Here is a 23,563-nt window from a genome sequence, read left to right on the forward strand (position 1 = left end):
CAGCAACGGATATGTACCCAATCCAATCCAATCCAATCCAACCCAGAACCCAGTCACCCCAACATCGGCTTCGGCACCGAAGGGTCGGCCTCCTCCTCGGGGATCTTGACGAACACGCTGTACCGCGCGCCCTCCATCGCCTCGAAGGCAATGAGTTTTTCGATCAACGGCCCGCTCAGGACTTTGCCAGCGTTGAGCAGCAACATGCCGTTGTCGGCATTGAGGTTGCGCGCCAGGATCATCCCGGGGGTCAACTCGCGCGTGGTGGAGACTTGCACCGTCGGGTCCGACAGGGTCACGTCTTCCAGGTATTCGGCACACGCCTTGATGAAGTCCTCGATCATGTCCGGGTCGTACAGCTTGCCGGCGTATTTGCGGATGTAGACCAGCGCTTCGTCGCTGTTCATCTGCCGCTCCAGGATCAACCCGCGCTGCAGCTCGATGAAGTCCACCGCCAGTTTCAACAACCGCGAACCGAACGGAATGGCGTCGCCCCGAAGGTGCTCGGGGAAACCGCTGCCGTCCCAACGCTCCTGGTGATGGCGGATGATCCGCGCCGCGTCCTTCATCGGGTCCAGGGTCATCAGCAGCGATTCGCTCTGCTTCGGATAGGCCCGATAGAGCTCAAGTTCCGTGTGGTGCAGCATGTCGGCGGGCGTGACCATCATGTTGTCGGTCCAGCTCAGCTTGCCGATGTTGTAGAGCGCCGCCGCCATGGTCAGGTCGCGGTCGGTGGACTCATCGAGGAAATGCAGCCGGCTGTAGACCCTGATCAACTCGATGATCTGCCGGTTGGTCTGCTTGGCCTTGGGCAGGCGCAGGTTGGCGATCAGCGAAAACACTTCAGTGCTGGTCACATAACTGCGCTTGAGCTCGTCATAAGCCAAATCGAGCATGTCGGCGGTCTGCTGCAGCTCGGAGGTGCGCGACGCCACGCGTTTTTCCAAGGTGGCGTTAAGGGTCTTGAGTTGCTGGTTCTGCTCGCGGTTCAGCGCTTCGAGGCGCTGACGCTCGCTTTCGGAATGCTGGTGGGACAGGGCCTGGCGCAAGGCCTGGACCAATTCCTCATCGTTCCAGGGCTTGCTGAGGTAACGATAGAGCTGCCCCTCGTTGATGGCCTTGGTCATCATGTCCACATCGGCATAACCGGTGAGCAGGATGCGCAAGGTCGATGGGTACAGCTTGCGGATCTCGGCCAGCAGCGTGGCGCCATCCATGTTCGGCATGCGCGCGTCGGTCATTACCAGGTCGACCGGCCGCTCCTTGAGAATTTCCAGGGCCTTGGCGCCACTGTCGGCCAGCAGGATCTCGTACGGCTGGCTGCGCAATAGCCGACGCAGGCTATTGAGAATCGACTCTTCGTCATCAACCAGCAGCACTGCCGGTTTCTTTACCGGAACGTCCGGCGATTGATCTTCCATTTGAAACCCCCCTCCTAGTCACGACAACCGTTCTACCTTACCCCCGAAATACAGGCTAGTAGATTGCGAACATTTAGACACATTTGCCATCACTGGCCGAGCGTATCCCGATCAGACGACTATGCTCTACCCCATGAAGGGCCAAGTACAGGCCGAATACTCATGCCAGCGAAAGGGATATCAGATGTTTCCAGGGTTCTATAGTCAGCATCAGAACGGTGCACGGCCATGAGCCTGCCATTGGATAAAACCAATCGGCGGATCCTGATCGTCGACGACACGCCAACCATCCATGAGGATTTTCGCAAGATCCTCAGCCCCCAGGCGAGCGCCAATGACAGCCTGAGCAGCGCCGAAGAAGCCCTGTTCGGCTCGCCTGTGGCGGTCTCCGGCACGAGTTTCGTGCTCGATTCGGCGTTCCAGGGCATGGAAGCCTTGAACAAGGTCGAAACGGCACTGGCCCAGGGGCAACCCTTCGCCATGGCGTTCATCGACATGCGCATGCCACCGGGCTGGGACGGCCTGGAAACCATCGAACGGCTTTGGCGCGCCGACCCCAAGCTGCAAGTGGCCCTGTGCACCGCTTATTCGGACTATTCCTGGGAAGACATCGCCGATCGTCTTGAACTGGGCGACCGCCTGCTCATCCTGAAAAAACCTTTCGATGCCATCGAAATCCGCCAGATGGCCAGCACCTTGACCGTCAAATGGCAGATGACCGAGGACGCGGCGCTGAAAATGGACATGCTCGAGCGCGCGGTCGAGGAACGCACCCGGGAACTGGCCGACGCCAACATCATCGTGCAGAACAGCCCGACCATCCTCTATCGCCTGCGGGGCGAGCCGCCGTTCCCATTGATGTACATCTCCCACAACATCACCAAATTCGGCCATTCCGCGGCGCAACTGACCAACGCGCCGGACTGGGCGCAAACCCTGATCCACGCCGATGACCAGGACAAAGTCCATGAGGCCATGGTCCGCGTCCTGGACCGCGATTCCGCAGGGGCCTCCATCGAGTTCCGCATGCGTACCGGCGACGACACGTTCCGCTGGGTGGAGAACCGCTACATCCCGGTGCGCAATGAGCATGGCCTGTTGCTGGAGATAGAAGGCATCATCCTCGACATCACGGAACGCAAGCTGGCCGAAGAAAAAATCTCCTTGCTGGCCCGCACCGACGGCCTGACCGGGCTGGCCAACCGCGCCACCATGATCGAGCGCCTGCACCAGGCCTTCGCCGCCGCTCGTCGCGGGGCCGCGCCGTTTGCCATGTTCTACCTGGACCTGGACCACTTCAAACGCATCAACGACACCTTGGGTCATCCCATCGGCGACCTGCTGCTGCAGGAGGTCGCCGCTCGCATCAAGGCCTGTACCCGGGAAAACGACGTGGTGGCGCGCCTGGGCGGCGACGAATTCGCCCTGCTGCAATTGGACGTCCATGAAGCGACCCACTGCGCCGCGCTGGCGGGCAAGATCCGTGATGCGCTGGTGGCGCCGTACTCCCTGGACGGCAACGACGTGCGGATCTCGGTGAGCATCGGCATCGCCTTGTACACCCCGCAGAGCCTGAGTGCCGATAGCCTGATGGCGCAGTCCGACATGGCCCTGTACCGCTCCAAGGAAAAGGGCCGCAACCAGTACCATTTCCACAATGAAGAAATTAACCAGGAAGTCACCGACCGGGTCGCCCTCGCCAACGACCTGCGCCAGGCCATCGAGAACAACGAACTGCACCTGCACTACCTGCCGGAAGTCGACCTTGGCACCGGCAAGATCCTCGGCATGGGCGTGCAAGTGCGCTGGAACCACCCTCAACGTGGCTGGCTGGAACCAGCGGCCTTCATGCCCGCCGCCGAGAAAACCGGGATCATCATTGGCCTGGGGCATTGGGTACTGGACCAGGCTTGCCAACAAATGCGCCAATGGCGTGACCAGGGCATGGCGCCCCCGGTGATCGCCATCGACCTGTCCCTGACCCAGCTCAAGACCGGCCCGGAATTGATCTACGACGTGCTGCGCACCACCGCGCGCTGGGAACTGGCGCCCTGGGATCTGCGCTTCGACGTCACCGAAGCCACCCTGGCCCAGACCAAGTGGACCCACAACGACGTGCTGCCGCGCCTCTGCGAACTGGGCGTGCAGATCGCCATCGATGACTTCGGCACCGAGTACTCCTCGTTCGATTACCTCAAGACCTACCGGGTCAATCACCTCAAGCTCGCCCAGCGTTTCCTCGACAGCGCCAACGCCGACCCCGAAAACGCCACGACGTTGCGGGCGATCATCAACTTCGCCCGGGACGTGGGCATCGGGATCATTGCCGAGGGTGTCGAGACCCAGGAGCAACGCACCACGCTGATGTCCAGCGGCGGGGACATGCAGGCCCAAGGGCACTACTTCAGCACCGTGGTCGACAGCGGCCAGGCCGCCGAGTTGCTCAAGGTCGGCACCATCGTCCCGGCGACAGACCACTGGACCCGCCCAGCGAGCCAGCTATCGGAGAGCAATCCATGAATCCAATGGCGGTACCTGCCAACCGGCGAATCCTGGTGGTGGACGACACGCCGGCGATCCACCAGGACTTTCGCAAGATTCTCAGCCCCAGCGCCGGCAGTGATGACTCGCTGGACGACACCGAGAGCCTGCTGTTCGGCACCCCGCAGGTCAATCGGCTGCAATTCCAGATCGACTCGGCCTACCAGGGAGAGGAGGCGCTGGAACTGGTCAAGCGCGCCCAGGCCGAAGGCCAGCCCTATGCGCTGGTGTTCGCCGACATGCGCATGCCACCGGGCTGGGACGGCCTGCAAACCATCGAGGCGCTGTGGGAGGCCGACCCGCGCCTGCAAATCGCCCTGTGCACGGCGTTCTCGGACTACTCCTGGGAAACCATGTCCGAACGGATCGAGTTCGACGATCAGTTGCTGATCCTCAAGAAACCCTTCGACACCCTGGAAATCCGCCAGATGGCCAGCGCCATGACCTGGAAATGGCAGCTGGCCCAGGATGCGGCGAGGAAAATGCGCAGCCTGGAACGCACGATCGAAGAGCGCGTCCAGGAATTGCTCAAGGTGTCCCACCTGCTGCAATACGACGTGCTCACCGAGTTGCCCAACAGCATGTTGCTCGGCGATCGGCTGACCCAGGCCATGGCCCAGTGCCGTCGGCATGACCGGCAACTGGCGGTGATGTTCATCGGCCTGGACCGCTTCAAGCGCATCAATAACGCGCTGGGCCATCCGGTGGGCGATGAAATGCTCAAGCGCGTGGCCCGGGCGCTGGCCACCGTGGTGCGTGAATCCGACTCGGTGTTTCGCTACGGTTCCGATGAATTCGTGGTGGTGCTGGGGGACGTCATCGACCCGCAGCAGACCAAAGGCGTGGCCGACAAACTGCTGGCGGCCATCAGTTCCCCACAGCCCATCGACGGCCATGACCTGAGCGTCACCGCGAGCCTGGGCATCAGCGTGTACCCGAACGACGGCTTCGACGCCGTGGCGCTGATCAAGAAAGCCGAGACGGCGATGCGCAACGTCAAGGAAACCGGCCCCAACGACTACCGGTTTTTCACCGAAGACATGAACCGCCGGGCGCGGCAGCAGCAGACCATCGAATCCGGCCTGCGCCTGGGCCTGCTACGCAAGGAGTTCGTGCTGCATTACCAACCCAAGCTCGACCTCAAGAGCGGCAAGGTGGTCGGTGTCGAGGCGCTGGTGCGTTGGGACAGGCCGGATCATGGCCTGGTCTATCCCTCGGATTTCATTCCGGTCGCCGAGGACAGCGGCCTGATCGTCCCGCTGAGCCAATGGGTGCTTCAGGAGGCCTGCCAGCAGGCCTGCCGCTGGCAAGCCCAGGGCATGCGCCCGCTGTACCTGTCGGTGAACGTCTCGGCCATCGATTTCCGCCAGCGCGGCTTCGTCGAAGGCATTGCCCGCACCCTCAAGGAAACCGGCCTGGACCCGACACAGTTAGAACTGGAGATCACCGAAAGCGTCCTGATGCAGAACGTCGATACCACGGTCGCCGTCCTCAAGGCCATCAAGCAACTGGGGATACGCCTGGCCATCGACGACTTCGGCACCGGCTATTCAAGCCTGAGCTATCTGCAGAAATTTCCGGTGGATGTGTTGAAGATCGACCAGTCGTTCGTCGGCGACCTGAGCATCGACAGCAACGACGCCAAGCTGGTGAGCACCATCATCAGCCTGGGCAAGAGCCTGAACCTGCACATCATTGCCGAAGGAGTGGAAACCCTCGAGCAGTTGGAATTTCTCAAGAAACACCACTGCGAGGAGGTCCAGGGTTATTACTTCAGCAAGGCCGTGGAACCACAGGCCTTCGTCGACTGGATGACCGAGTGGGAAAAACGCCAGAACCCGTTTTCGTGAACACCTGAGTGTCATCAACCAAAGTTTCAAGGAAAACATCCCATGGCGTCACATGGACTGATTCTGGCTCTCGGCCTACTCGTGGGAGCAAGCGTGACCGCTCACGCCGAACCACTGGACGAACCCCTCAAACCCCTGCCCCCGATTCCGACCCTGGACCCCAAGCGCGTCCAACTGGGGCTGCGGCTGTTCAATGACCCTCGCCTGTCGGTCAACAACACCCTGTCCTGCGCCAGTTGCCATCGCCTGGACAAGGGCGGCGCCGACGACAAGCCGTTTTCCTTAGGCTTCGACGGCAAGCCGGTGGAGGTCAACACCCCTACCGTGTTCAATGCCAGCCTGAACTTCCACCAGTTCTGGGATGGCCGCGTCGACACGCTGGAAGAGCAGGTCCATGCGGTCGTGACCAGCCCGGTGGAAATGGGCAGCACCTGGGAATCGGTGGTCAAGCGCATCGCCGATGACCCTGGCTATGCCAAGGACTTCAAGGACGCTTACCCCGACGGCGTGACCAAGCCCAATATCCAGGGCGCACTGGCCGACTACGAACGCACCTTGCAGACGCCCAATTCGCGCTTCGACCAGTACCTGCTGGGCAATACCGACGCCCTCACACCCCGGGAAAAGTTCGGTTACCAGCGCTTCAAGGAATACGGCTGCATCGCTTGCCACCAGGGCGTGAACATGGGCGGCAACATGTTCCAGAAATTCGGCGTCTTGGGTGACTACTTCGAGGACCGGGGCAACCCCACCCGAGCCGACGAAGGGCGTTTCAACATCACCGGCGATGAAGCCGACCGCCAGGTTTTCAAGGTGCCCAGCCTGCGCAACGTCGCCGTCACCGCCCCGTATTTCCATGACAGCTCCGCACCGAGCCTGGAACGCGCGGTGGAGGTGATGTTCAAGTACCAGTTGGGCCGCGAGCCCCTGAAGAACGATACCCAGCTGATCGTCGAATTCCTCAAGACCCTGACCGGTGAGTGGGAGGGCAAGCCCCTATGACAGTCCTCCGTCGCCTCGGCCTGGCCTTCATCGGCGTCTTGCTGGCGGGCATCCTGTTGTTCATGTACATCAATTCAGGCGCCCAGCAGGCCGCCTCGTACATCGAGTCCCGGGACCTGATCCGCCTGCTCAAGCAACAGGACGCCATCTGGGACAACGAAGTCCTCAAGTCGCGGATCGCCCTGACCCACAACTATGACCCGCTGGTCTCGCCCCTGCACGAGATGGCACGCCTGTGGCAGCGTCTGGACGCCATTGAATCGGAACCGGGGCGCCACGGGCCGTCACTCTGGGAAGCTCAGCGCGACGAATACCTCAAGCTGGTCAAGGAAAAGACCCGCCTGGTGGAACAATTCAAATCCCATAACGCGGTGCTGCGCAATTCCCTGGCCTTCCTGCCCACCGGCGAGGACGACATCCAGGGCCAGTTCGCCCGGCTGCCCGACACGTACAGGCTGGAGTTGCAGAACGTTGCCATCGACACCTACGACCTGCTCCTCAGCAGCATGGAGTTCGCCCAGCTCAGTTCCCCTGATATAGCGGCCGAGGTTCTGCTGGGGTTGAACCAGCTGGAGGTCAACAAGGAGCGCCTGCCTGAGGGGCTGCTTAGCTCCGTCGAAGTCCTGCGCAGGCACATCGGGGTGATCCTGCGCGAACAGCCACGGGTCAACGAATTGTTGCTGGGAATCGAAGCGATCCCCGTGGCCGATCGCCTGGACACCATCACCCAACTGCTCGAGAAAGACCAGGCAAAAGCCGCCGCCCAGTACGAGCGCAACCACGTTTACCTGCTGGTGTTCGCCACGCTGCTGGTGCTGATCCTGATCTGGCTGGCGATCCGGCTGGTACGCAGCTTCGCCGAGATCAAAAGGGTCAACAACGCCCTGCAAACCGCCAACGATGAACTGGAACAGCGGGTTGAAGAACGGACCCGCCAGCTCAAGGACACCCAGAGCGAATTGATGGACACTGCCCGCCAGGCCGGCATGGCAGAAATCGCGACCAACGTGCTGCACAACGTCGGCAACGTCCTCAACAGCGTGAACATCTCCGCCGACCTGGTCAGCCGCAAAATACGCAGCAGCAAGGCCCAGGGGCTGGGCAAGGCCATGCAACTGATCAACGAACACGCCGATGACCTCGGGCACTTTTTCACCGAAGACGCGAAAGGCAAACTGTTGCCTGGCTACCTCAACCAACTGGTCGAAGCCATCGCCGTTGAGCAGCAGGGTCTTACCGACGAGCTGGCCCAGCTGAGCAAAAGCGTGGACCACATCAAGGATATTGTCTCCACCCAGCAATCCTATGCCGGGGCCAACAGCCTGCTGGAACCGTTGGTGGTCAGTGAACTGCTCGAAGACGCCCTGCGCATGAACTCGGGCGCCCTGACCCGCCATCATGTTACGGTGATCAAGGAATACGGCGAGGTGCCGCGGATCATGGGCGACAAGCACCGCTTGCTGTTGATCCTGATCAACCTGATCAGCAATGCCAAATACGCCATGGCGGGGGTTTCCAATCATGCGCGGAACATGACCCTGAAGGCCGCCGTCATCGATGGCGAAACCTTGCAAATCAGCGTCAAGGACGAAGGCGAAGGGATCGCGGAGGAAAACATGACGCGCATCTTCGCCCACGGCTTTACCACGCGTAAGGACGGCCACGGCTTTGGCCTGCACAGCTGCGCATTGGCGGCCATTGAAATGAACGGCCACCTCACCGCCCACAGTGAGGGGCCAGGAAAAGGGGCGACCTTCGAATTGCAGGTGCCCCTGAAACTTGCAGAAGGTGAGCCATGAATAGCATGAGTAACCGCCGCATCCTGTTGATCGACGATACACCCGCCATTCATGAAGATTTCCGCAAGATCCTCACCCCGGAGGATGACAGCAACGCTGACTTGCTGGACATGGAAAGCGCGCTGTTCGGCGATGCGCCAAAACCTGTCGCCACGGTGTTCGAACTCGACTCGGCCTATGGCGGACAGGAAGGCCTGAACAAGTTGCTGGAGGCATCGGCAAAAGGGCGTCCTTATGCCCTGGCCTTTGTCGACATGCGCATGCCCGAAGGCTGGGATGGCGCCAAGACCATCGAAGAACTCTGGAAGCGCGACCCGTTGCTGCAAGTGGTGGTCTGCACGGCGTATTCGGATTACTCCTGGGATGAACTGCTCGACCGCCTGAACGGCCACGATCGCTTGCTGATCCTGAAAAAGCCGTTCGACAACATCGAAGTCCAGCAGATGGCCAACACCCTGACCACAAAATGGGAAATGACCTCCCGTGCGCAACTGAAAATGAACAAGCTCGAAGACCTGGTGGAACAACGCACCCAGGCGTTCAAACAGGCCAGCGAGCTGCTGCAAATGGAGATCGACGAACGCAAGATGCTGGAAACCCAGCTGGTGCAATCGGAAAAGCTCGCCTCGCTGGGCCAGTTGGCGGCCGGGGTGGCCCACGAAATCAACAACCCGATCGGCTTCATTTCTTCCAACCTGGGGGCGTTGGACGGCTACTTTGGCAAACTCCAGGAAATGCTCAGCGCCTACGGCAGCGCCGAGGGGGCCATCGCCTCGCCGGAGCTGGTGGTGCACTTGCGCAAGCTGCGCGAACAGGTGGAACTGGACTTCCTTGTCGAGGATATCCCTTTGCTGATCAAGGAATCCAAGGATGGCATCGGCCGGGTCGGGCAGATCGTCAAGGACCTGAAGGACTTCTCCCGCGTCGACTCCAGCCAGGAATGGCAGATGGCCAATTTGCAGCAGGGCATGGATTCGACGTTGAACATCGTCGCCAATGAAATCAAATACAAGGCCGACGTGGTCAAGGAGTACACGCCGTTGCCGGAAGTGGAATGCCTGCCGTCGCAGATCAACCAGGTGATCATGAACCTGATCGTCAACGCCGCCCAGGCCATCGGCCCCGAGCGCGGCACCATCACCCTGCGCAACGGCGTCGGTGACGAATCCGTATGGATCGAAGTCGCCGACAACGGCTCGGGCATCCCCCCCGAGACCCTGCAGAAAATCTTCGACCCGTTCTTCACCACCAAGCCCATCGGCCAAGGCACAGGGCTCGGGCTGTCGTTGTCCTACGGCATCGTGAAAAAACACAACGGCGAGATCACGGTACGCAGCGAAGTCGGGGTCGGCACTACCTTTCGCGTGGAATTGCCGGTGCGGCAGATGAAGCAGGCGAGCTGAGCAGCTCCTGGGGTGGGAACACTGTAGAAGCTGTGGGAGCTGTGGGAGCTGTGGGAGCAAGGCTTGCCCGCGATGGAGACACTCGGTATTTCAGAAACCGAGGCGCCTGTATCGCGAGCAAGCTTTGCTCCCACAGTTTTGCTCCCAGACAGCTTTGCTCCCACACACCCTTGTTCCCATGACAATCCCCTCGTCATAGGGTTGCCCGTCGTTTTGCCGTCGGCGCAGAATGCCTGCGCTACCCCTCCCCCAAGGAAACCGTATGAGCCTGTCTCTGCTGAGTCGTTACGCCTTCTTTGCTGGCTGTGTCATCTTCACCCTCGCCAGCCTGCCGTTCCTGCAATACGACTGGCTCTGGCCGATCACACTGGTGACCGGGTTGCTGAGCCTGCTGGGGCTGTTCGACCTGCTGCAAAGCCGCCACGCCGTGCGTCGCAACTATCCGATCCTGGGCAATATCCGCTACCTGGTCGAAGGCATCCGCCCGGAGATCCGCCAATACCTGCTCGAATCCGACAGCGATGCCCTGCCCTTCTCCCGGGCCCAGCGCTCGCTGGTGTATTCCCGGGCCAAGAACGAAAGCGCCGACAAACCGTTCGGCACCTTGATCGACGTGTACCAGACCGGCTTCGAATTCATCGGCCACTCCATGCGCCCAGCCCCGCTGAGCGATCCCAGCGGTTTTCGCGTGACCGTCGGCGGCCCGCAATGCACCCAGCCGTACTCGGCGTCGGTGTTCAACATCTCGGCCATGAGTTTCGGCTCCCTGAGCGCCAACGCCATCCGGGCGTTGAACCAAGGAGCCAAGTTGGGCAACTTCGCCCACGACACCGGTGAAGGCAGCATCAGCCCCTACCACCGCGAACACGGCGGCGACCTCACCTGGGAGTTGGGCAGTGGCTACTTCGGTTGCCGTACGCCTGACGGGCGCTTCGACCCGGAGCGTTTCGCCGCCCAGGCCCGGAACCCGCAGGTGCGGATGATTGAAATCAAGATGAGCCAGGGCGCCAAACCCGGCCATGGCGGGATCCTGCCCAAGCACAAGGTCACCCGGGAAATCGCCGAGACCCGGGGCATCCTCATGGGCGAGGACTGTGTTTCGCCTTCTTGCCACAGCGCGTTTTCCACGCCGATCGAACTGATGCAGTTCGTCCAGCAACTGCGCGAACTGTCCGGTGGCAAACCGGTGGGCTTCAAGTTCTGCCTGGGTCACCCGTGGGAGTTCATGGGCATCGCCAAGGCCATGCTGGAAACCGGGATCCTGCCCGACTTCATCGTGGTCGACGGCAAGGAAGGCGGTACGGGCGCGGCGCCCGTGGAGTTCACCGACCACATCGGCGTACCGTTGCGCGAGGGCCTGCTGTTCGTGCATAACACGCTGGTGGGCCTGAACCTGCGGGACAAGATCAAGCTCGGCGCCAGCGGCAAGATCGTCAGCGCCTTCGACATCGCCAGTGTCCTGGCCATCGGCGCCGACTGGGCCAACGCCGCGCGCGGCTTCATGTTCGCCATCGGCTGCATCCAATCGCAAAGCTGCCACACCAACAAATGCCCCACCGGCGTCGCCACCCAGGACACCCTGCGCCAGCGTGCCCTGGTCGTCCCGGATAAAGCCCAGCGGGTCTACAACTTCCACCGCAACACCCTCAAGGCCCTGGCCGAAATGCTCGCCGCCGCCGGGCTTGAGCATCCTGCGCAATTGCAGCCCAAGCATCTGGTGCGGCGGATGTCGGCCACCGAGGTGAAGTTGTTTTCCCAGTTGCATGTGTTCCTCAAACCGGGGGAATTGCTGACGGGAGAGGTCAATGGGGCGTTTTATTCGCGGATGTGGCAGATGGCGCGGGCGGATAGTTTTGAGCCGCGGGAAACAGCGGCGGCGTAAACATCAGCTATTCGCGGGTGCGCACAAACTCCTGTAGCGAGGGGATTTAGCGAAACGTCGCACCGCCCCGCTGGGCTGAAGCAGCCCCAAAAACAGACGTCGCGATGCAACAGCCAGACCGAGCCAGTCGGTTTACGACTGCTGCGCAGCCGAGCGGGAGCAAGCTCCTCGTCACGGTGATGCGCTGTGGCTACCGCGGATCGGCTAAGTCCAGTGCCCGTTTACCAGCGGTCCAGATGTTGGTTTGATTGCCCACTTCAGTTGAGGACGGAGTTGCTTTGATAATGTATAGGGAAGCAGTCATTTCCTCGGAAACAAAAGTAAGAACTTGCTCCCATTTGCCTTTTGCGCTCGGCCAGACGCTGGACTTATGGGCTATCCACCAGACCCTTGCCCCGGGACATTGCAAAGTATCCACGTCACTCAAATAAGGGTCTTTAAAGCCATCTGAAATCAACGCGTAATGATTACGGCCAGCCTCTTCAGGAGACACTTTAAGATAAAGCTTCGGTTGCACTCCTGTTTTATTGTAATAGCTAAAGACCAGATATGAAAAAAATGTATCAACCACTATATCGTCTGCCAGCTTAATTTCTTGCTTGACTTTGTTTGCCAACACATCAATTTTCATCTCTCTACGAAAACCAATGCCACTCAAGTTATCTGTTTGCTTATACACCGCTCTCAACCCTTGCACCTCTACAAGAACAATGAATATTAAAGCCATCATCACAACACAAGACCGCCGCTCCCAAGAGTCCAAGCACACTGCAATGACTAATGACAAACCGATCGCAGAAAGCAACAGATACCTGGGAACAAAAACCGGAACAAAAAGCGACACCAGAGCGACAGCAAAAATAGGAACCAAAAAACACCCTCCAAGCAAAGCATTGAAACGATATGCGGTCCCCCTCCAGAAACTTATCGATATCGCACATATGCCCAGCATCAAAGGCAACGGATACAAATACACCGATTGAGCCCACCTGCCGTTCAACATAATGAACTGCCAAAACAAACTAAATACTCCCTCCACCGTGATAGCCGGTATCCATTCAATCCCTCGATTGCCTAACAAGTATCGAGTGGAATAAAAGGCCCAAGGCGCGAGCAATCCTAAAATCGCACCATTAGCCAGCATCCATGCTCCCCTTGGCAGCGCGGTCTGAAATACACTGCATCGTCCTGTCCACCAATAAAACCAATGGACAAGCACACCCAGCGCCGCAAAGTAGTGTGTGTAGAAAGCGGCTGTCATTAAACATATATAATAGATCGGAAAATTCTTATTCTCTGGATCCTTGATCCAATACACCAATGCTACGGTCGCGCCCATCAGCCAAAAGCTGAGCAAGGTGTACATACGCGCTTCTTGACTATAGCGGACCGAGATCGGCAGTAACGCCAGCAGTAATGCCGCAATCCAGGTTGCCCTTCGCGTGGCCACCAAACTCATCAGTTTTATGCCCAGCAAAACTGTGCCAACGTCTGCGACGGCGCTAAGCGATCTCACGGCCAAAACCCCATCGCCAAACACCACCATCCAGTAATGCAAAAAGAAGTAATAGAGGGGCGGATGAACATCCCTTGCCGTAATGGACCAGATCTGCCAAGGCTCGTGCCTGGCAAGCAGTACGCTGAAAGCCTCGTCAAACCAGATGGTCGGTATCGTGATTTCGTAAAAACGCACACACAGCGCAAGCAGCACCACGGTTGCCAAGGCTGAGCCGTCGATATACCGGTTTGAAAGCTTGCCTGGATACGCGTGAGAGTCAGTCATAGACGATCCCCGATCAGCTCGTGAAAGGTCTCGTCGGTTTCTCGCATGCCCAACTCTCCTCGGATTATTTCCCTGATGACATATCTCGGCCGATGTTTCGTCTCCAGATAAATCCGCCCAATGTACTCACCCAACACACCAATGCCGATCAGTTGAACCCCACCCAAAAACAAAATCGCCGTCATCAACGATGGATAACCGGGAAGATCATTCCCAAAGAACAGCTTGTCCAACACCATGTACGCGGCATACAGCAGCGATAAAAACGAGATGCAACCGCCGACATAAGTCCACAACCGCAACGGCACGGTGCTGAACGAAGTGATACCTTCCAGCGCCAGGTTCCACAATTTCCAGCCGTTAAATTTACTGCGGCCAGCGGCGCGACCGGCGCGGTCGTATTCAACGATGACGGTATTGAACCCAGCCCACGACAACACGCCTTTCATAAATAACTGATACTCGGGAAGGGTCTTGATAACCTCTACCACCTTGCGGTCCATCAGCCGAAAATCACCCACGTTCCGCTCGATATGGGGATAGGCAATACGATCGAGCAAACGATAGAACAGCGCAGCGCATCCACGCTTGAGATAACTATCGGATGAACGATCACGACGCTTGGCCAGCACCACCTCGGCGCCCTTCTCCCACTCCGCAATCAACCTGGGAATAACGTCGATGGGATCTTGCAAATCCACGTCCATCGGGATCACCACATCGCCGCTGGCGTGCACGATTCCGGCAAACAACGCCGGCTCCTTGCCAAAATTTCGAGAGAGATCAATGAACACGACCAAGTTATCGACCAGCGCAATGTCCCGAGCCAAAAATCCAGTCTGGTCAGCGCTGCCATCGTTGATAAACACGATCTCGACGCTGTAGTCGACCAGCGCCGGATGCTGGCGAACGCTCTTGTAGAACAGCTCAAGGGTCTGCTCTTCATTGAACACCGGCACAACCAGTGAAATTTTCATGGGCGGTGCCCACGAAACACTACGAACCGAGAGAGCAGGAAACCGAACACCAGACTCAGCAGGGAAAATACCGCCACCGTCAGTAACCCATGGAGCCGCCAGCGGTCTCCCAGATAACCCACGGCATAACTGAGCACGCCCATGACACACAGGAATACCACATACCCCGTCACCGAGTGTTTGGCCTCGAAGGTATAGAGCGCATTGAGGTAATAGGAAAAGGAAGCCGCCACACAGAACGCAGCAAGATTGCTGGTCGACTGATCGAGACCGATCGCTACGCGAAGCACGAAAAATATTTGCCAATGAAGCAGTGTGTTGGCCAGCCCGACCAGTGCGTAAGTGGAAAAGCCGCTCCATATCGCTTTCATGCTCGCTCCCGAACTTGTCGGTGCTTCACTTGCTGAAAGACGGTCATACCCGCTGACGACCACGAAGCAACTTGAACCGGAAAAAGCTGTACCCCATCGTCAGGTTCAGCAAGAAATACAACGCCACCGTCTCCCATCCAGGCAAATTCAGGGCATCGCCGATCGAACCGATACCGTAGCTCACGGCGGCCATCGTGCAATTGAGCAGGAGATAGCCACTCCATGACTGCTGGGGCCCGAAGATGAAAAGCGCATTCACATAAAACGAAAACGCCGCCGCCACACAAAACGCCGCGAGGTTACTGGTTGCCTGAGTCAGGCCGACGGCGCCATACAGCAAGAAAAAAACCTGACAATGGATCAATCCATTGACCAGCGCGATCACTATCAACGCAGAGAAGCCCTTCATCATGCCTACCTTGCCATTCGCCAATTGGCGGGCTTCCAAGCTAGGCCACGGTGTTGCGAGGATCTACTGTCAGAACTTACAGGTCGAACACCTACTCCGACGAACGGCCAGGTTCATTCCTACGAAAAAGCCCCAGTCATTCCGACTGGGGCTCTTGTTTTACAGCGCTATCACCTCACGAAACCGAACGCACACCGCCCCGCACATCCCCAGTCGGTTGCAACTTGAAGGTATAAAACAACACCGTCAGCAACACCAGGAACGCCGGGCCGACATACAACGCCACGCGGGTATCCGGGAAGTACGCCATCAGGCCCACCACCAGCACCAGGAAGGCCAGCGCCAGGTACGAGCTGACCGGGTACAGCCACATGCGGTACTTGAGGGCCGCACGCTCGGAAGCGCTCAAGCCTTGGCGGAATTTGAGCTGGGCCAGCAGGATCATCACCCAGGTCCAGATCGCGCCGAACGTGGCAATCGACGTCACCCAGACGAAGACTTTCTCCGGCACCAGGTAATTGAGCAGCACGCCCAGCAGCAATGCGGCGATGGACAACAGCAATGCGCGGCGCGGTACGCCGTTGGCCGAGGTCTTGGCGAAACCGGCCGGGGCCTGGCCGTTCTGCGCCAGGCTGTAGAGCATCCGCCCGGTGCTGAAGATCCCGCCGTTGCAGGACGACAGCGCGGCAGTGATGACCACGAAATTGATGATGCCAGCGGCGGTCTTGATGCCCAGGCGCTCGAAGGTCATCACGAATGGGCTGCCCTGGGTGCCGATTTCGTTCCACGGGTAGATCGACAGGATCACGAACAGCGCGCCGACGTAGAACAACAGGATCCTCCAGAACACCGAGCCGATGGCGTTGGGGATGGTTTTCTGTGGGTTCTTCGCCTCACCGGCGGTCAGGCCGATCATCTCCACGCCCAGGTAGGCGAACATGACCATTTGCAGGGACATCAACACGCCGGACACACCGTTGGGCATGAAGCCGCCATGGGCCCAGAGGTTGGAAATGCCCAGGGCCACGCCGTCATTGCCGAAGCCGAAGGCGATGATGCCGACTCCGCCGATGACCATGGCGATGATGGTCACGATCTTGATCAGGGCGAACCAGAACTCGAACTCACCGAAAGCCTTGACCGCGATCAGGTTGATCGAGCCCATGCTGACCAGCGCGGCCAGGGCCCAGATCCAGCGGGGCACGTCGGGGAACCAGATGCCCATGTACACCGCCACCGCGGTGATTTCCGCCACGCAGGTCACCAGCCACAGGAACCAGTAGTTCCAACCGGTCAGGAAACCTGCCAGTGGGCCGAGGTAATCCTGGGCATAGCGGCTGAACGAACCGGCCACCGGGTTGTGCACGGCCATTTCGCCGAGGGCGCGCATGATCACCAGGATCGCCAGGCCGCCAAGGATGTAGGACAGCATGATCGCCGGACCGGCCATTTCAATGGCCTTGGCCGAGCCGAGGAACAGCCCGACACCGATGCAGGCGCCGAGCGCCATCAGGCGGATATGCCGCTCACCGAGTTCACGTTTGAGCGGACCGCCCTGAGCGGTCTCGCCATGGGGCAGATGATTGCCGACAGGCATAGGGATACAACCTCGTCTTGTTATTGGATTAGCCACCGAGTGTCCAAAGCCACAGGCCGATAGGCCTGCCACCTTGCCGAAACCGGGTCTGTCTTGTGGGCAGACCGTCCTGTGGAACCACAACCTCAGGATCAGCGGGCCATGCAGTATAAAAAGCCAGGGATAGAGAGTTTCACTGTAAAACCCGGGAAATTCAGGGATAAGCCTGCGCCACAAGTGGCTTTTGGAGAGGCGTTGTCTGGGATTACAGGTCATACGGAAACGGCACCGAGTATTGCACAGCATTGGTGCAGCGTCATGTTTGGGCATGGAGCGAGGGCTCTAGTGCAAGCTTTTCAGCCCCCATGTGGTGAGAGAAATCATCTGTGGCGAGGGGATTTATCCCCGCTGGGCTGCGCAGCAGCCCCCAAAACAGCAACCCGGTATGTCTGGACAATTGAGTGGCCTGCATTGGGGCTGCTGCGCAGCCCAGCGGGGATAAATCCCCTCGCCACAGATAAGTCTCCACAGGTAAATTCCCTGGTCACAGGGAGCATGAGACGCCTCAAAGCCATGCGGCGTCCCAGAGAGGGTAATCGCCAATGCGATCCACCAACCCCGCCCGAAGCGGATTGGCGATGATGTAGCGGGTGGAGGGCTTCAGATCCTCGTTGTCGCGGATCGCGCGGTCATGGAAGCCGCTTTGCCAAAGCGGGCCAGAGACTCCCGTTATGTTGTTGACACGATGGGTGCATCGAGCTTTGGTGGCGCCGATGACACGACTCAGATGGCAATCGTGAACTTGCAGCAACCAATGGAAATGATCCGGCATCACCACCCAGGCTAAAGAGTTCACCTGGCCCGAATCATGAGCACGTTTGAATTCGGCGACCAATAGCCGTCCAATCTTCCAATCGGAAAAAACCGGCCGCCGCTGATGAACAACAACAGTCACCAGATAGGCTCGTCCTGGCTCTGAGTAACGACCTCGACGCAAGCGATGAGAATTGGGGCGTGAATGCATTCCTTGCTTCCTTTGAAAGGGTTTGAATGCAGCCTAGCCATGCAGCTAGTTTTTCGATGCGGAAAAGGTCGAGCGAATATTCCGAAGCTTGCGTAGTACTTGTGGCGAGGGGATTTATCCCCGCTGGGCTGCGCAGCAGCCCCCCCCAAAACCGCAACCCGGTATTGTCTGGACAATTGAGCTGCCTGCATTGGGGGCTGCTGCGCAGCCCAGCGGGGATAAATCCCCTCGCCACAGGAACCTCGCCACCTGTTGGTCTCACATTGATGCCCACAATTTCCCCGCCCCCCACGCCAACCACCGTCTAAGCTTCAAGCAAGTCCGATCAATCTGCGTGAATGGATCAGTCGACTATGGGCGCTTTGTGGCAAACCGATTCGAATGAACCTGTGGTCCCGACTGAACGTATGGAAGAAGCGCCTTTACCTCAAAAAAAACGCCGCGCACGGCATGGCTGGCGGGCATTCTGGTTGTTGCTGCTGATTATCGTGGTGGTGGTCGGCCTGGCGGTGGCCAAGGAAATGCGCACGTCGCGGTTCCAGGCCCGGGAGCTCAGCAAATACGCTGAGTCCCTGAGCTATGCGGTGCAGCCGGGGCCCAGCGATGCCATCGTCTATCCGGGTGCAGGCCCGTTCGACCGGCGCTTGGGCTACAGCGCGCTGGGGGAATTCCTGCCGCGCCTGCTCAAGCGCGACTACGTGATCCAGGCCCAGGCGCGGTTCTCGCCGGCCTTGATGGGCTACGTCGAAAAAGGCCTGTTCGTGCCCTACGCGGAAAAGATCCAGGCCGGGCTGACCATCACCGACTGCCGCGCCGCACCGGTCTATCAGTTCAAGTACCCGCAGCAACTGTATGCGAACTTCGAAGCGATTCCGCCCGTGGTGGTGCAAAGCCTGTTGTTTATCGAGAACCGCTTTCTGCTCGACCCCAAGCAACCGCTGGCAAACCCGGCAGTGGACTGGCCGCGCTTCGGCATGGCGGCCTGGTCGCAAGTCGCCAAGCTGTTGAGCTTGCCGGGACAGTCCGCCGGGGGCAGCACACTGGCGACGCAACTGGAAAAATACCGGCACTCCCCCGAGGGCCTCACCGTGTCGGGTGGGGAAAAAATCCGCCAGATGATTTCCGCCAGCGTGCGGGCTTATCAGGCCGGCCCGCAAACCCTCGAGGCGCGACAGCGGATCATCCGCGACTATCTCAACAGCGTGCCGCTCTCCGCCGTGCCGGGGCATGGTGAAGTCCATGGCATGGCTGAAGGCTTGCGAGTCTGGTACGGCGCCGATTTCAAGCAGGCCAATGAACGCCTGTCCAGTACCGCCAACGACCCCAAGAGCCTGGCAGAAAAAGGCCTGGCCCTGCGGGAAATGCTGTCATTGATGATCGCCCAGCGCCGACCGTCCCATTTCCTCTCCAAGGGCCACGATGAACTGGCACGCCTGACCGACAGCCACATCCGGCTGTTGGCGCAGAACGGCGTGATCGATGCACCGCTGGCCGCGGCGGCCCTGGCGAGCAAGGTCAGTTATCGTGACTGGGTCAAGGATCCCACCGTCCAGCCCAACGAAACCAACAAAGGCATCAGCGCCGCCCGCAGTCGCCTCGCCGCCCTGCTCAATCGTCCGCTGTACGACCTCGATCGCCTCGACCTCTCCGCCACCAGCACCTTGCAAAGCGACTTGCAGGCCCAGGCCACCGACTACCTCAAGCGCTTGGCCGACCCGGCCTTCGCGACCGAGATCGGCCTGATGGGCGAACGCCTGCTGACCCCCTCCAGCACCACCCAGGTGCGCTACAGCTTCACCCTGCTGGAACTGACCCCCGATGGCTCACGCGTGCGGGTGCAGACCGACAGCACCGACCAGCCCTTCGACATCAACGAAGGCAGCAAGCTGGAACTGGGCTCCACCGCCAAGTTGCGGGTGCTCACCACGTATCTGCAGATCATCGCCGAGCTGCACGAGCGCTATGCCCAGCAAACCCCGGCGGCATTGAAGAAAGTCGACATCGCCGAGCCGGACCACCTCTCCCGCTGGGCCGTGGACTACCTGATCCAGAACACCGACCGCAGCCTGCCGAAAATGCTCGAGGCCGCGCTGGACCGCACCTATTCAGCCAGCCCCGGCGAGGCATTTTTTACCGGCGGCGGGCTGCACACCTTCCACAACTTCCGTAAAGAAGACAACGGCCGCATCCCCACACTGCGCGACTCCTTGCGTGAATCGATCAACCTGCCGTTCATCCGCCTGATGCGCGACCTGGTGCGCTACGCCACCTATGCCGGCCCCAATAACAGTTCCGAGCTGCTCAAGGACGACAAGGACCCGCGCCGCCAGGAATACCTGGCCCAGTTCGCTGATCGCGAAGGCACCTCGTTCCTGCTCAGGTTCTGGAAGAAGTATCAGAAAAAGGACACCGGCCAACGCCTGGAAACCTTCCTCGACGGCATGCGCCCTACGGCGATCCGCCTGGCCGCCGTTCACCGTTATTTCTTTCCCAACGACAGCCAGGAAAATTTCAACCGCTTCGTACGCGCGCACTTGAAATCGGCCAAGAGCGCGGAAAAACTCACCGACGAACGCCTGGAACGGCTCTATCAAAGCTATGGCCCCGGCGCCTATGACCTGCCGGACCAAGGCTTTATCGCCAAGGTCCACCCGCTGGACCTGTGGTTGATGGGTTACCTGCTGAACAACCCCGACGCCAAGTTCAGCCAGATCGTCAAGGCCAGTGAGTTCGAGCGCCAGGAAGTCTACAGCTGGCTGTTCAAGAGCCGGCACAAGAGCGCCCGCGACAGTCGCATCCGCACCATGCTGGAGATTGAAGCCTTCCTGGATATTCACCAGCGCTGGCAGCAGGTCGGCTATCCGTTCGACCACCTGGTGCCGTCGCTGGCCACCGCCATCGGCAGCTCCGGCGACCGTCCCGCCGCGTTGGCGGAACTGGTGGGCACCATCCTTAACGATGGCATCCGCAAGCCCGCGCTGCGCGTCGACAGCCTGGACTTTGCCGTCGGTACGCCTTACGAGACACGGCTGGTGAGCAATCCGGATAACGGCAAGCGCGTGATGCCGGTGGAAGTGGCCCAGGCCTTGCGCGGTGCGCTGTCCCAGGTGGTGGATGCCGGCACCGCGAAACGCGTGGCCGGCAGTTTCAAGTTGGCCGACGGTACACCGCTGGCCATGGGCGGCAAGACCGGTACCGGCGACAACCGCATCGAAGCGATCGGCTCCGGCGGGCGGGTGATCAGTTCCAAGTCGATCAACCGCACCGCCACCTTCGTGTTCTTTATCGGCGACAGCCATTTCGGCACCCTCACCGCCTACGTCCCGGGGGCCTCGGCGCAGAACTTCAAATTCACCTCGGCCTTGCCGGTGCAAGTGCTCAAGGGCATGGCGCCGTTTCTCTCGCCCTACTTGCAGCCGGGGACTCATACCCAGTGCAAGCCGTTGGTGGCGAGGCAATGATTTGCACAAGGGCTCTGGATTACAGGGTCACGCGAGGGACTGCATCGAAGATGACAGTGAAGCTCCCGGTGTATAGGCCTGGTTCTTCTCCACCAGGACGACTGGATGGATAGATAAGCATCTCGACCTGGGTGCCTGGCGTGGAGGAAGCATCATCCACCACCTCCTGAGGCACACTGCTCAGCATCGTCCGGTTGAATGCTACCCACAGGTCAATCTGACTTGTCCCGTTGCTCAGCCAAGCCCGACCTTCCTCGATATAGGCATGCACGGAGCCTTCCGTGTTTTTTACATCAAAGGTCTGGCGCACAATACTCAGACGTTGTGTCACAGGGTTGTAGTGCATCACTTCGTTCCTGCCAAACTCCGGATCCCGCGGCTGCACATGAAACTGCTTGTTCGGAATGTTGGCGGTGATGTGAATGGACGAGCGTGCATCATCGGCCGCCATTACCCACGAAGAATTCAAGGCCGCGACAGCCAGAGCAGTCACGAACACCCTCTTTTTAAACATGTTTGACTCCTTTTTTATAGTTAATAGCACCTGTGGCGAGGGAGCTTGCTCCCGCTGGGTGGCGAAGCCGCCCTCGCTTTTCAACCCGCTGAAAAACGCTTCAGCCATGCCACCGTTGCGACTGCTGCGCAGCCGAGCGGGAGCAAGCTCCCTCGCCACAGAGCTTCATGCAGATGCTCCACTCCATGAGCCTTACCACTCCATGCACTTGCGCTGGCTCGCTCTACGGCGCAGTCGCATCGAACACCATGTGCACCGTGCCGTAGTAGTCGCCGGGCTTGTAGTCGTCAGCAGGTTTGATGGCGGCGATCTCCAGCGGCACCTGGCGCCCGGGCCGGGCTTCGGTGGCCGAGACCACCTGGGCCGAATCCAGGGTCAATACGACGTTGTTGAACATCACCCGCAAGTCAATGCGCTCACGGCCATTGGACAGGTACGCCTCTTCCCCCAGGCGTGCGCCGATGGCGCCGTTGCTGTTCTTCACCTCGTAGGTCGCCCGCAAGGGGCTGAGGTCGGTGGTGATGGTGCTGAAGGGCAGGCGCTGTTCGCGTTGGACCAATTGCGGATCGAGGGGCAACACGTAGAAGTCGAGCGTCGGGATGGTCACGTAGACTTCGAACGTTTCCCGCTCGACCGCGCCCCAGGCCGCAGCCCAGGGCAACGTCAGGGCAGTCAATGCGAGGGGGCGTATCAATGCCTTGAACATTTTGGTCTTGAACATTTTGATTACCTCTGGCACCCACGACGGCTCGGCGACGGCGGCCATCAACCTTTGATCTCGACGTTCTTTTTCTGGTTGCCTTCGACCAGGGTGAAGCGGTACTCACGCCCCGCTTCCTTGTCGAACGCAAAGCTCTGGCCGCTCTTGACGTGATGCTTGGTGGTCGGCTTGCAGTCGTTGTCTTTCTTCGCCACGCAGTCCTTGAACTCATCGATCACCAACACGGTGTTGCCGTTGTTACGCAATTGGTAGCGGCTGGCGCTGTCCTCGATCACTGTCTCGTAACGGGTGTCCTTGGGCCGCACGAAAAACACGGTGCCGTAACCCGCCAGGATCTTGACCCCGGCGGCCACGCGTTCCTTTTTATATTCCTCGCGTTCTTCGGCGCTGATGGCGAACTCGTCTTCGGCTTCCGGCACTACCGGCACGAAACGCACCCGGAAGTAACGCTCCTTGTCGCGGTTGCCCATGAACAGCAACCGCGTGCCCTGCACCCCGTTGGCCGGTACGATCAGCCGCGCCGGGCTGGCCATCAGGCCGTCCTTGGCCTGGGCACTGGCCTGGTTCTGCAGCGGCACTTCCTGGTAGGTGCCGTCCTCGTTGTAGATGATTTCCAGGATATTGACCTTGACGAACGCCGTGGACGTCCCGCCGTTGAACACCCGTTTCATGTAGGTGCTTTTGTCGCCGTCCAGGTAGTCGTAGACCACCCCGACACCAATCTGCGGCCCGGCCTGGGCCATGCCGCAAAACAGATAGAACCCAACCCATGCCCATAAATGCTTCATCACTTTTTCAACCTCATGCATTAAACGTAATTCACTGAATA

The 23,563-nt window shown here is 59.5% G+C and carries 17 protein-coding genes; 7 read left to right on the top strand and 10 right to left on the bottom strand.

All coding sequences use genetic code 11. The features are described from left to right. Positions 1 to 53 precede the first annotated feature (53 nt). On the bottom strand, positions 54 to 1,421 hold the full coding sequence (locus tag CFII68_RS20530) for an HD domain-containing phosphohydrolase (protein ID WP_018603274.1): 1,368 nt from the start codon (positions 1,419 to 1,421) through the stop codon (positions 54 to 56). 228 nt (positions 1,422 to 1,649) lie between these two features. On the opposite strand from CFII68_RS20530, the gene CFII68_RS20525 reads away from it, so the two are divergent. The 6 genes from CFII68_RS20525 to CFII68_RS20500 all read left to right on the top strand — a co-directional run bounded on the left by CFII68_RS20525 (position 1,650) and on the right by CFII68_RS20500 (position 11,898). After that, positions 1,650 to 3,941, top strand: coding sequence for an EAL domain-containing protein (locus tag CFII68_RS20525; protein WP_018603276.1), 2,292 nt, complete (start codon positions 1,650 to 1,652; stop codon positions 3,939 to 3,941). Beyond that, positions 3,938 to 5,812 carry a GGDEF and EAL domain-containing protein gene (locus CFII68_RS20520; RefSeq protein ID WP_018603278.1) on the top strand — a complete coding sequence of 625 codons (1,875 nt, stop codon included), beginning with the start codon at positions 3,938 to 3,940 and terminating at the stop codon, positions 5,810 to 5,812. The genes CFII68_RS20525 and CFII68_RS20520 overlap by 4 nt, the downstream gene beginning before the upstream one ends. A 42-nt stretch (positions 5,813 to 5,854) precedes the next feature. Beyond that, positions 5,855 to 6,814 carry a cytochrome-c peroxidase gene (locus CFII68_RS20515; protein WP_018603280.1) on the top strand — a complete coding sequence of 320 codons (960 nt, stop codon included), beginning with the start codon at positions 5,855 to 5,857 and terminating at the stop codon, positions 6,812 to 6,814. Beyond that, the gene (locus tag CFII68_RS20510) at positions 6,811 to 8,613 is read left to right on the top strand and encodes a DAHL domain-containing protein (RefSeq protein ID WP_018603285.1); all 1,803 of its coding nucleotides are present in this window, start codon (positions 6,811 to 6,813) and stop codon (positions 8,611 to 8,613) included. The genes CFII68_RS20515 and CFII68_RS20510 overlap by 4 nt, the downstream gene beginning before the upstream one ends. After that, positions 8,610 to 10,016, top strand: coding sequence for an ATP-binding protein (locus CFII68_RS20505; protein WP_018603287.1), 1,407 nt, complete (start codon positions 8,610 to 8,612; stop codon positions 10,014 to 10,016). The genes CFII68_RS20510 and CFII68_RS20505 overlap by 4 nt, the downstream gene beginning before the upstream one ends. A 262-nt stretch (positions 10,017 to 10,278) precedes the next feature. After that, a complete protein-coding gene (locus CFII68_RS20500) occupies positions 10,279 to 11,898 on the top strand; it encodes an FMN-binding glutamate synthase family protein (protein ID WP_018603288.1) in 1,620 nt (539 codons plus the stop codon). Between the two features lie 190 nt (positions 11,899 to 12,088). Here CFII68_RS20500 and CFII68_RS20495 read toward each other — a convergent pair whose 3' ends face one another. From CFII68_RS20495 to CFII68_RS0125815, 6 genes are all read right to left on the bottom strand, one after another. Continuing rightward, positions 12,089 to 13,681 carry a glycosyltransferase family 39 protein gene (locus tag CFII68_RS20495; protein WP_018603291.1) on the bottom strand — a complete coding sequence of 531 codons (1,593 nt, stop codon included), beginning with the start codon at positions 13,679 to 13,681 and terminating at the stop codon, positions 12,089 to 12,091. After that, positions 13,678 to 14,658 (bottom strand): glycosyltransferase family 2 protein, encoded by a 981-nt coding sequence (locus CFII68_RS20490; protein WP_018603293.1) that lies wholly within the window; start codon positions 14,656 to 14,658, stop codon positions 13,678 to 13,680. The genes CFII68_RS20495 and CFII68_RS20490 overlap by 4 nt, the downstream gene beginning before the upstream one ends. Beyond that, the gene (locus tag CFII68_RS20485) at positions 14,655 to 15,029 is read right to left on the bottom strand and encodes a GtrA family protein (protein WP_018603295.1); all 375 of its coding nucleotides are present in this window, start codon (positions 15,027 to 15,029) and stop codon (positions 14,655 to 14,657) included. Before CFII68_RS20485 ends, CFII68_RS20490 begins: the two co-directional genes overlap by 4 nt. A 43-nt stretch (positions 15,030 to 15,072) precedes the next feature. Beyond that, on the bottom strand, positions 15,073 to 15,477 hold the full coding sequence (locus CFII68_RS20480) for a GtrA family protein (RefSeq protein WP_235862366.1): 405 nt from the start codon (positions 15,475 to 15,477) through the stop codon (positions 15,073 to 15,075). A gap of 136 nt (positions 15,478 to 15,613) precedes the next feature. After that, the gene (locus CFII68_RS20475) at positions 15,614 to 17,035 is read right to left on the bottom strand and encodes an amino acid permease (RefSeq protein WP_018603299.1); all 1,422 of its coding nucleotides are present in this window, start codon (positions 17,033 to 17,035) and stop codon (positions 15,614 to 15,616) included. 544 nt (positions 17,036 to 17,579) lie between these two features. Beyond that, a complete protein-coding gene (locus CFII68_RS0125815) occupies positions 17,580 to 18,038 on the bottom strand; it encodes a transposase (protein ID WP_033062473.1) in 459 nt (152 codons plus the stop codon). A 353-nt stretch (positions 18,039 to 18,391) separates the two neighbouring features. Between CFII68_RS0125815 and CFII68_RS20470 the strand changes: the two genes are divergently transcribed. Further along, positions 18,392 to 21,499, top strand: a complete 3,108-nt coding sequence (locus CFII68_RS20470) for a transglycosylase domain-containing protein (RefSeq protein WP_018603301.1) — start codon at positions 18,392 to 18,394, stop codon at positions 21,497 to 21,499. Between the two features lie 19 nt (positions 21,500 to 21,518). Here the strand turns inward: CFII68_RS20470 and CFII68_RS20465 are convergent, their stop codons facing one another. The 3 genes from CFII68_RS20465 to CFII68_RS20455 all read right to left on the bottom strand — a co-directional run bounded on the left by CFII68_RS20465 (position 21,519) and on the right by CFII68_RS20455 (position 23,522). Then, on the bottom strand, positions 21,519 to 22,013 hold the full coding sequence (locus CFII68_RS20465) for a hypothetical protein (RefSeq protein WP_033062481.1): 495 nt from the start codon (positions 22,011 to 22,013) through the stop codon (positions 21,519 to 21,521). 223 nt (positions 22,014 to 22,236) lie between these two features. Next, complete coding sequence (locus CFII68_RS20460) at positions 22,237 to 22,719, bottom strand: CS1 type fimbrial major subunit (protein ID WP_033062482.1); 483 nt, start codon at positions 22,717 to 22,719, stop codon at positions 22,237 to 22,239. Between the two features lie 59 nt (positions 22,720 to 22,778). Beyond that, positions 22,779 to 23,522, bottom strand: a complete 744-nt coding sequence (locus CFII68_RS20455; RefSeq protein ID WP_033062484.1) for a pilus assembly protein — start codon at positions 23,520 to 23,522, stop codon at positions 22,779 to 22,781. Between the last annotated feature and the right edge of the window lie 41 nt (positions 23,523 to 23,563).

The sequence above is a fragment of the Pseudomonas sp. CFII68 genome (assembly GCF_000416195.1).
In the GTDB taxonomy this organism is placed as follows: Bacteria; Pseudomonadota; Gammaproteobacteria; order Pseudomonadales; family Pseudomonadaceae; genus Aquipseudomonas; species Aquipseudomonas kilonensis.

What these genes read in the sequence shown, in the direction of transcription:
- CFII68_RS20470 (WP_018603301.1), top strand. Translation starts at nt 18,392, where the DNA reads ATGGGCGCTTTGTGGCAAACCGATTCGAATGAACCTGTGGTCCCGACT.
- CFII68_RS20510 (WP_018603285.1), top strand. Translation starts at nt 6,811, where the DNA reads ATGACAGTCCTCCGTCGCCTCGGCCTGGCCTTCATCGGCGTCTTGCTG.
- CFII68_RS20505 (WP_018603287.1), top strand. Translation starts at nt 8,610, where the DNA reads ATGAATAGCATGAGTAACCGCCGCATCCTGTTGATCGACGATACACCC.
- CFII68_RS20515 (WP_018603280.1), top strand. Translation starts at nt 5,855, where the DNA reads ATGGCGTCACATGGACTGATTCTGGCTCTCGGCCTACTCGTGGGAGCA.
- CFII68_RS20490 (WP_018603293.1), bottom strand. Translation starts at nt 14,658, where the DNA reads ATGAAAATTTCACTGGTTGTGCCGGTGTTCAATGAAGAGCAGACCCTT.
- CFII68_RS20460 (WP_033062482.1), bottom strand. Translation starts at nt 22,719, where the DNA reads ATGTTCAAGGCATTGATACGCCCCCTCGCATTGACTGCCCTGACGTTG.
- CFII68_RS20525 (WP_018603276.1), top strand. Translation starts at nt 1,650, where the DNA reads ATGAGCCTGCCATTGGATAAAACCAATCGGCGGATCCTGATCGTCGAC.
- CFII68_RS20465 (WP_033062481.1), bottom strand. Translation starts at nt 22,013, where the DNA reads ATGTTTAAAAAGAGGGTGTTCGTGACTGCTCTGGCTGTCGCGGCCTTG.
- CFII68_RS20495 (WP_018603291.1), bottom strand. Translation starts at nt 13,681, where the DNA reads ATGACTGACTCTCACGCGTATCCAGGCAAGCTTTCAAACCGGTATATC.
- CFII68_RS20500 (WP_018603288.1), top strand. Translation starts at nt 10,279, where the DNA reads ATGAGCCTGTCTCTGCTGAGTCGTTACGCCTTCTTTGCTGGCTGTGTC.
- CFII68_RS20485 (WP_018603295.1), bottom strand. Translation starts at nt 15,029, where the DNA reads ATGAAAGCGATATGGAGCGGCTTTTCCACTTACGCACTGGTCGGGCTG.
- CFII68_RS0125815 (WP_033062473.1), bottom strand. Translation starts at nt 18,038, where the DNA reads ATGCATTCACGCCCCAATTCTCATCGCTTGCGTCGAGGTCGTTACTCA.
- CFII68_RS20475 (WP_018603299.1), bottom strand. Translation starts at nt 17,035, where the DNA reads ATGCCTGTCGGCAATCATCTGCCCCATGGCGAGACCGCTCAGGGCGGT.
- CFII68_RS20455 (WP_033062484.1), bottom strand. Translation starts at nt 23,522, where the DNA reads ATGAAGCATTTATGGGCATGGGTTGGGTTCTATCTGTTTTGCGGCATG.
- CFII68_RS20530 (WP_018603274.1), bottom strand. Translation starts at nt 1,421, where the DNA reads ATGGAAGATCAATCGCCGGACGTTCCGGTAAAGAAACCGGCAGTGCTG.
- CFII68_RS20520 (WP_018603278.1), top strand. Translation starts at nt 3,938, where the DNA reads ATGAATCCAATGGCGGTACCTGCCAACCGGCGAATCCTGGTGGTGGAC.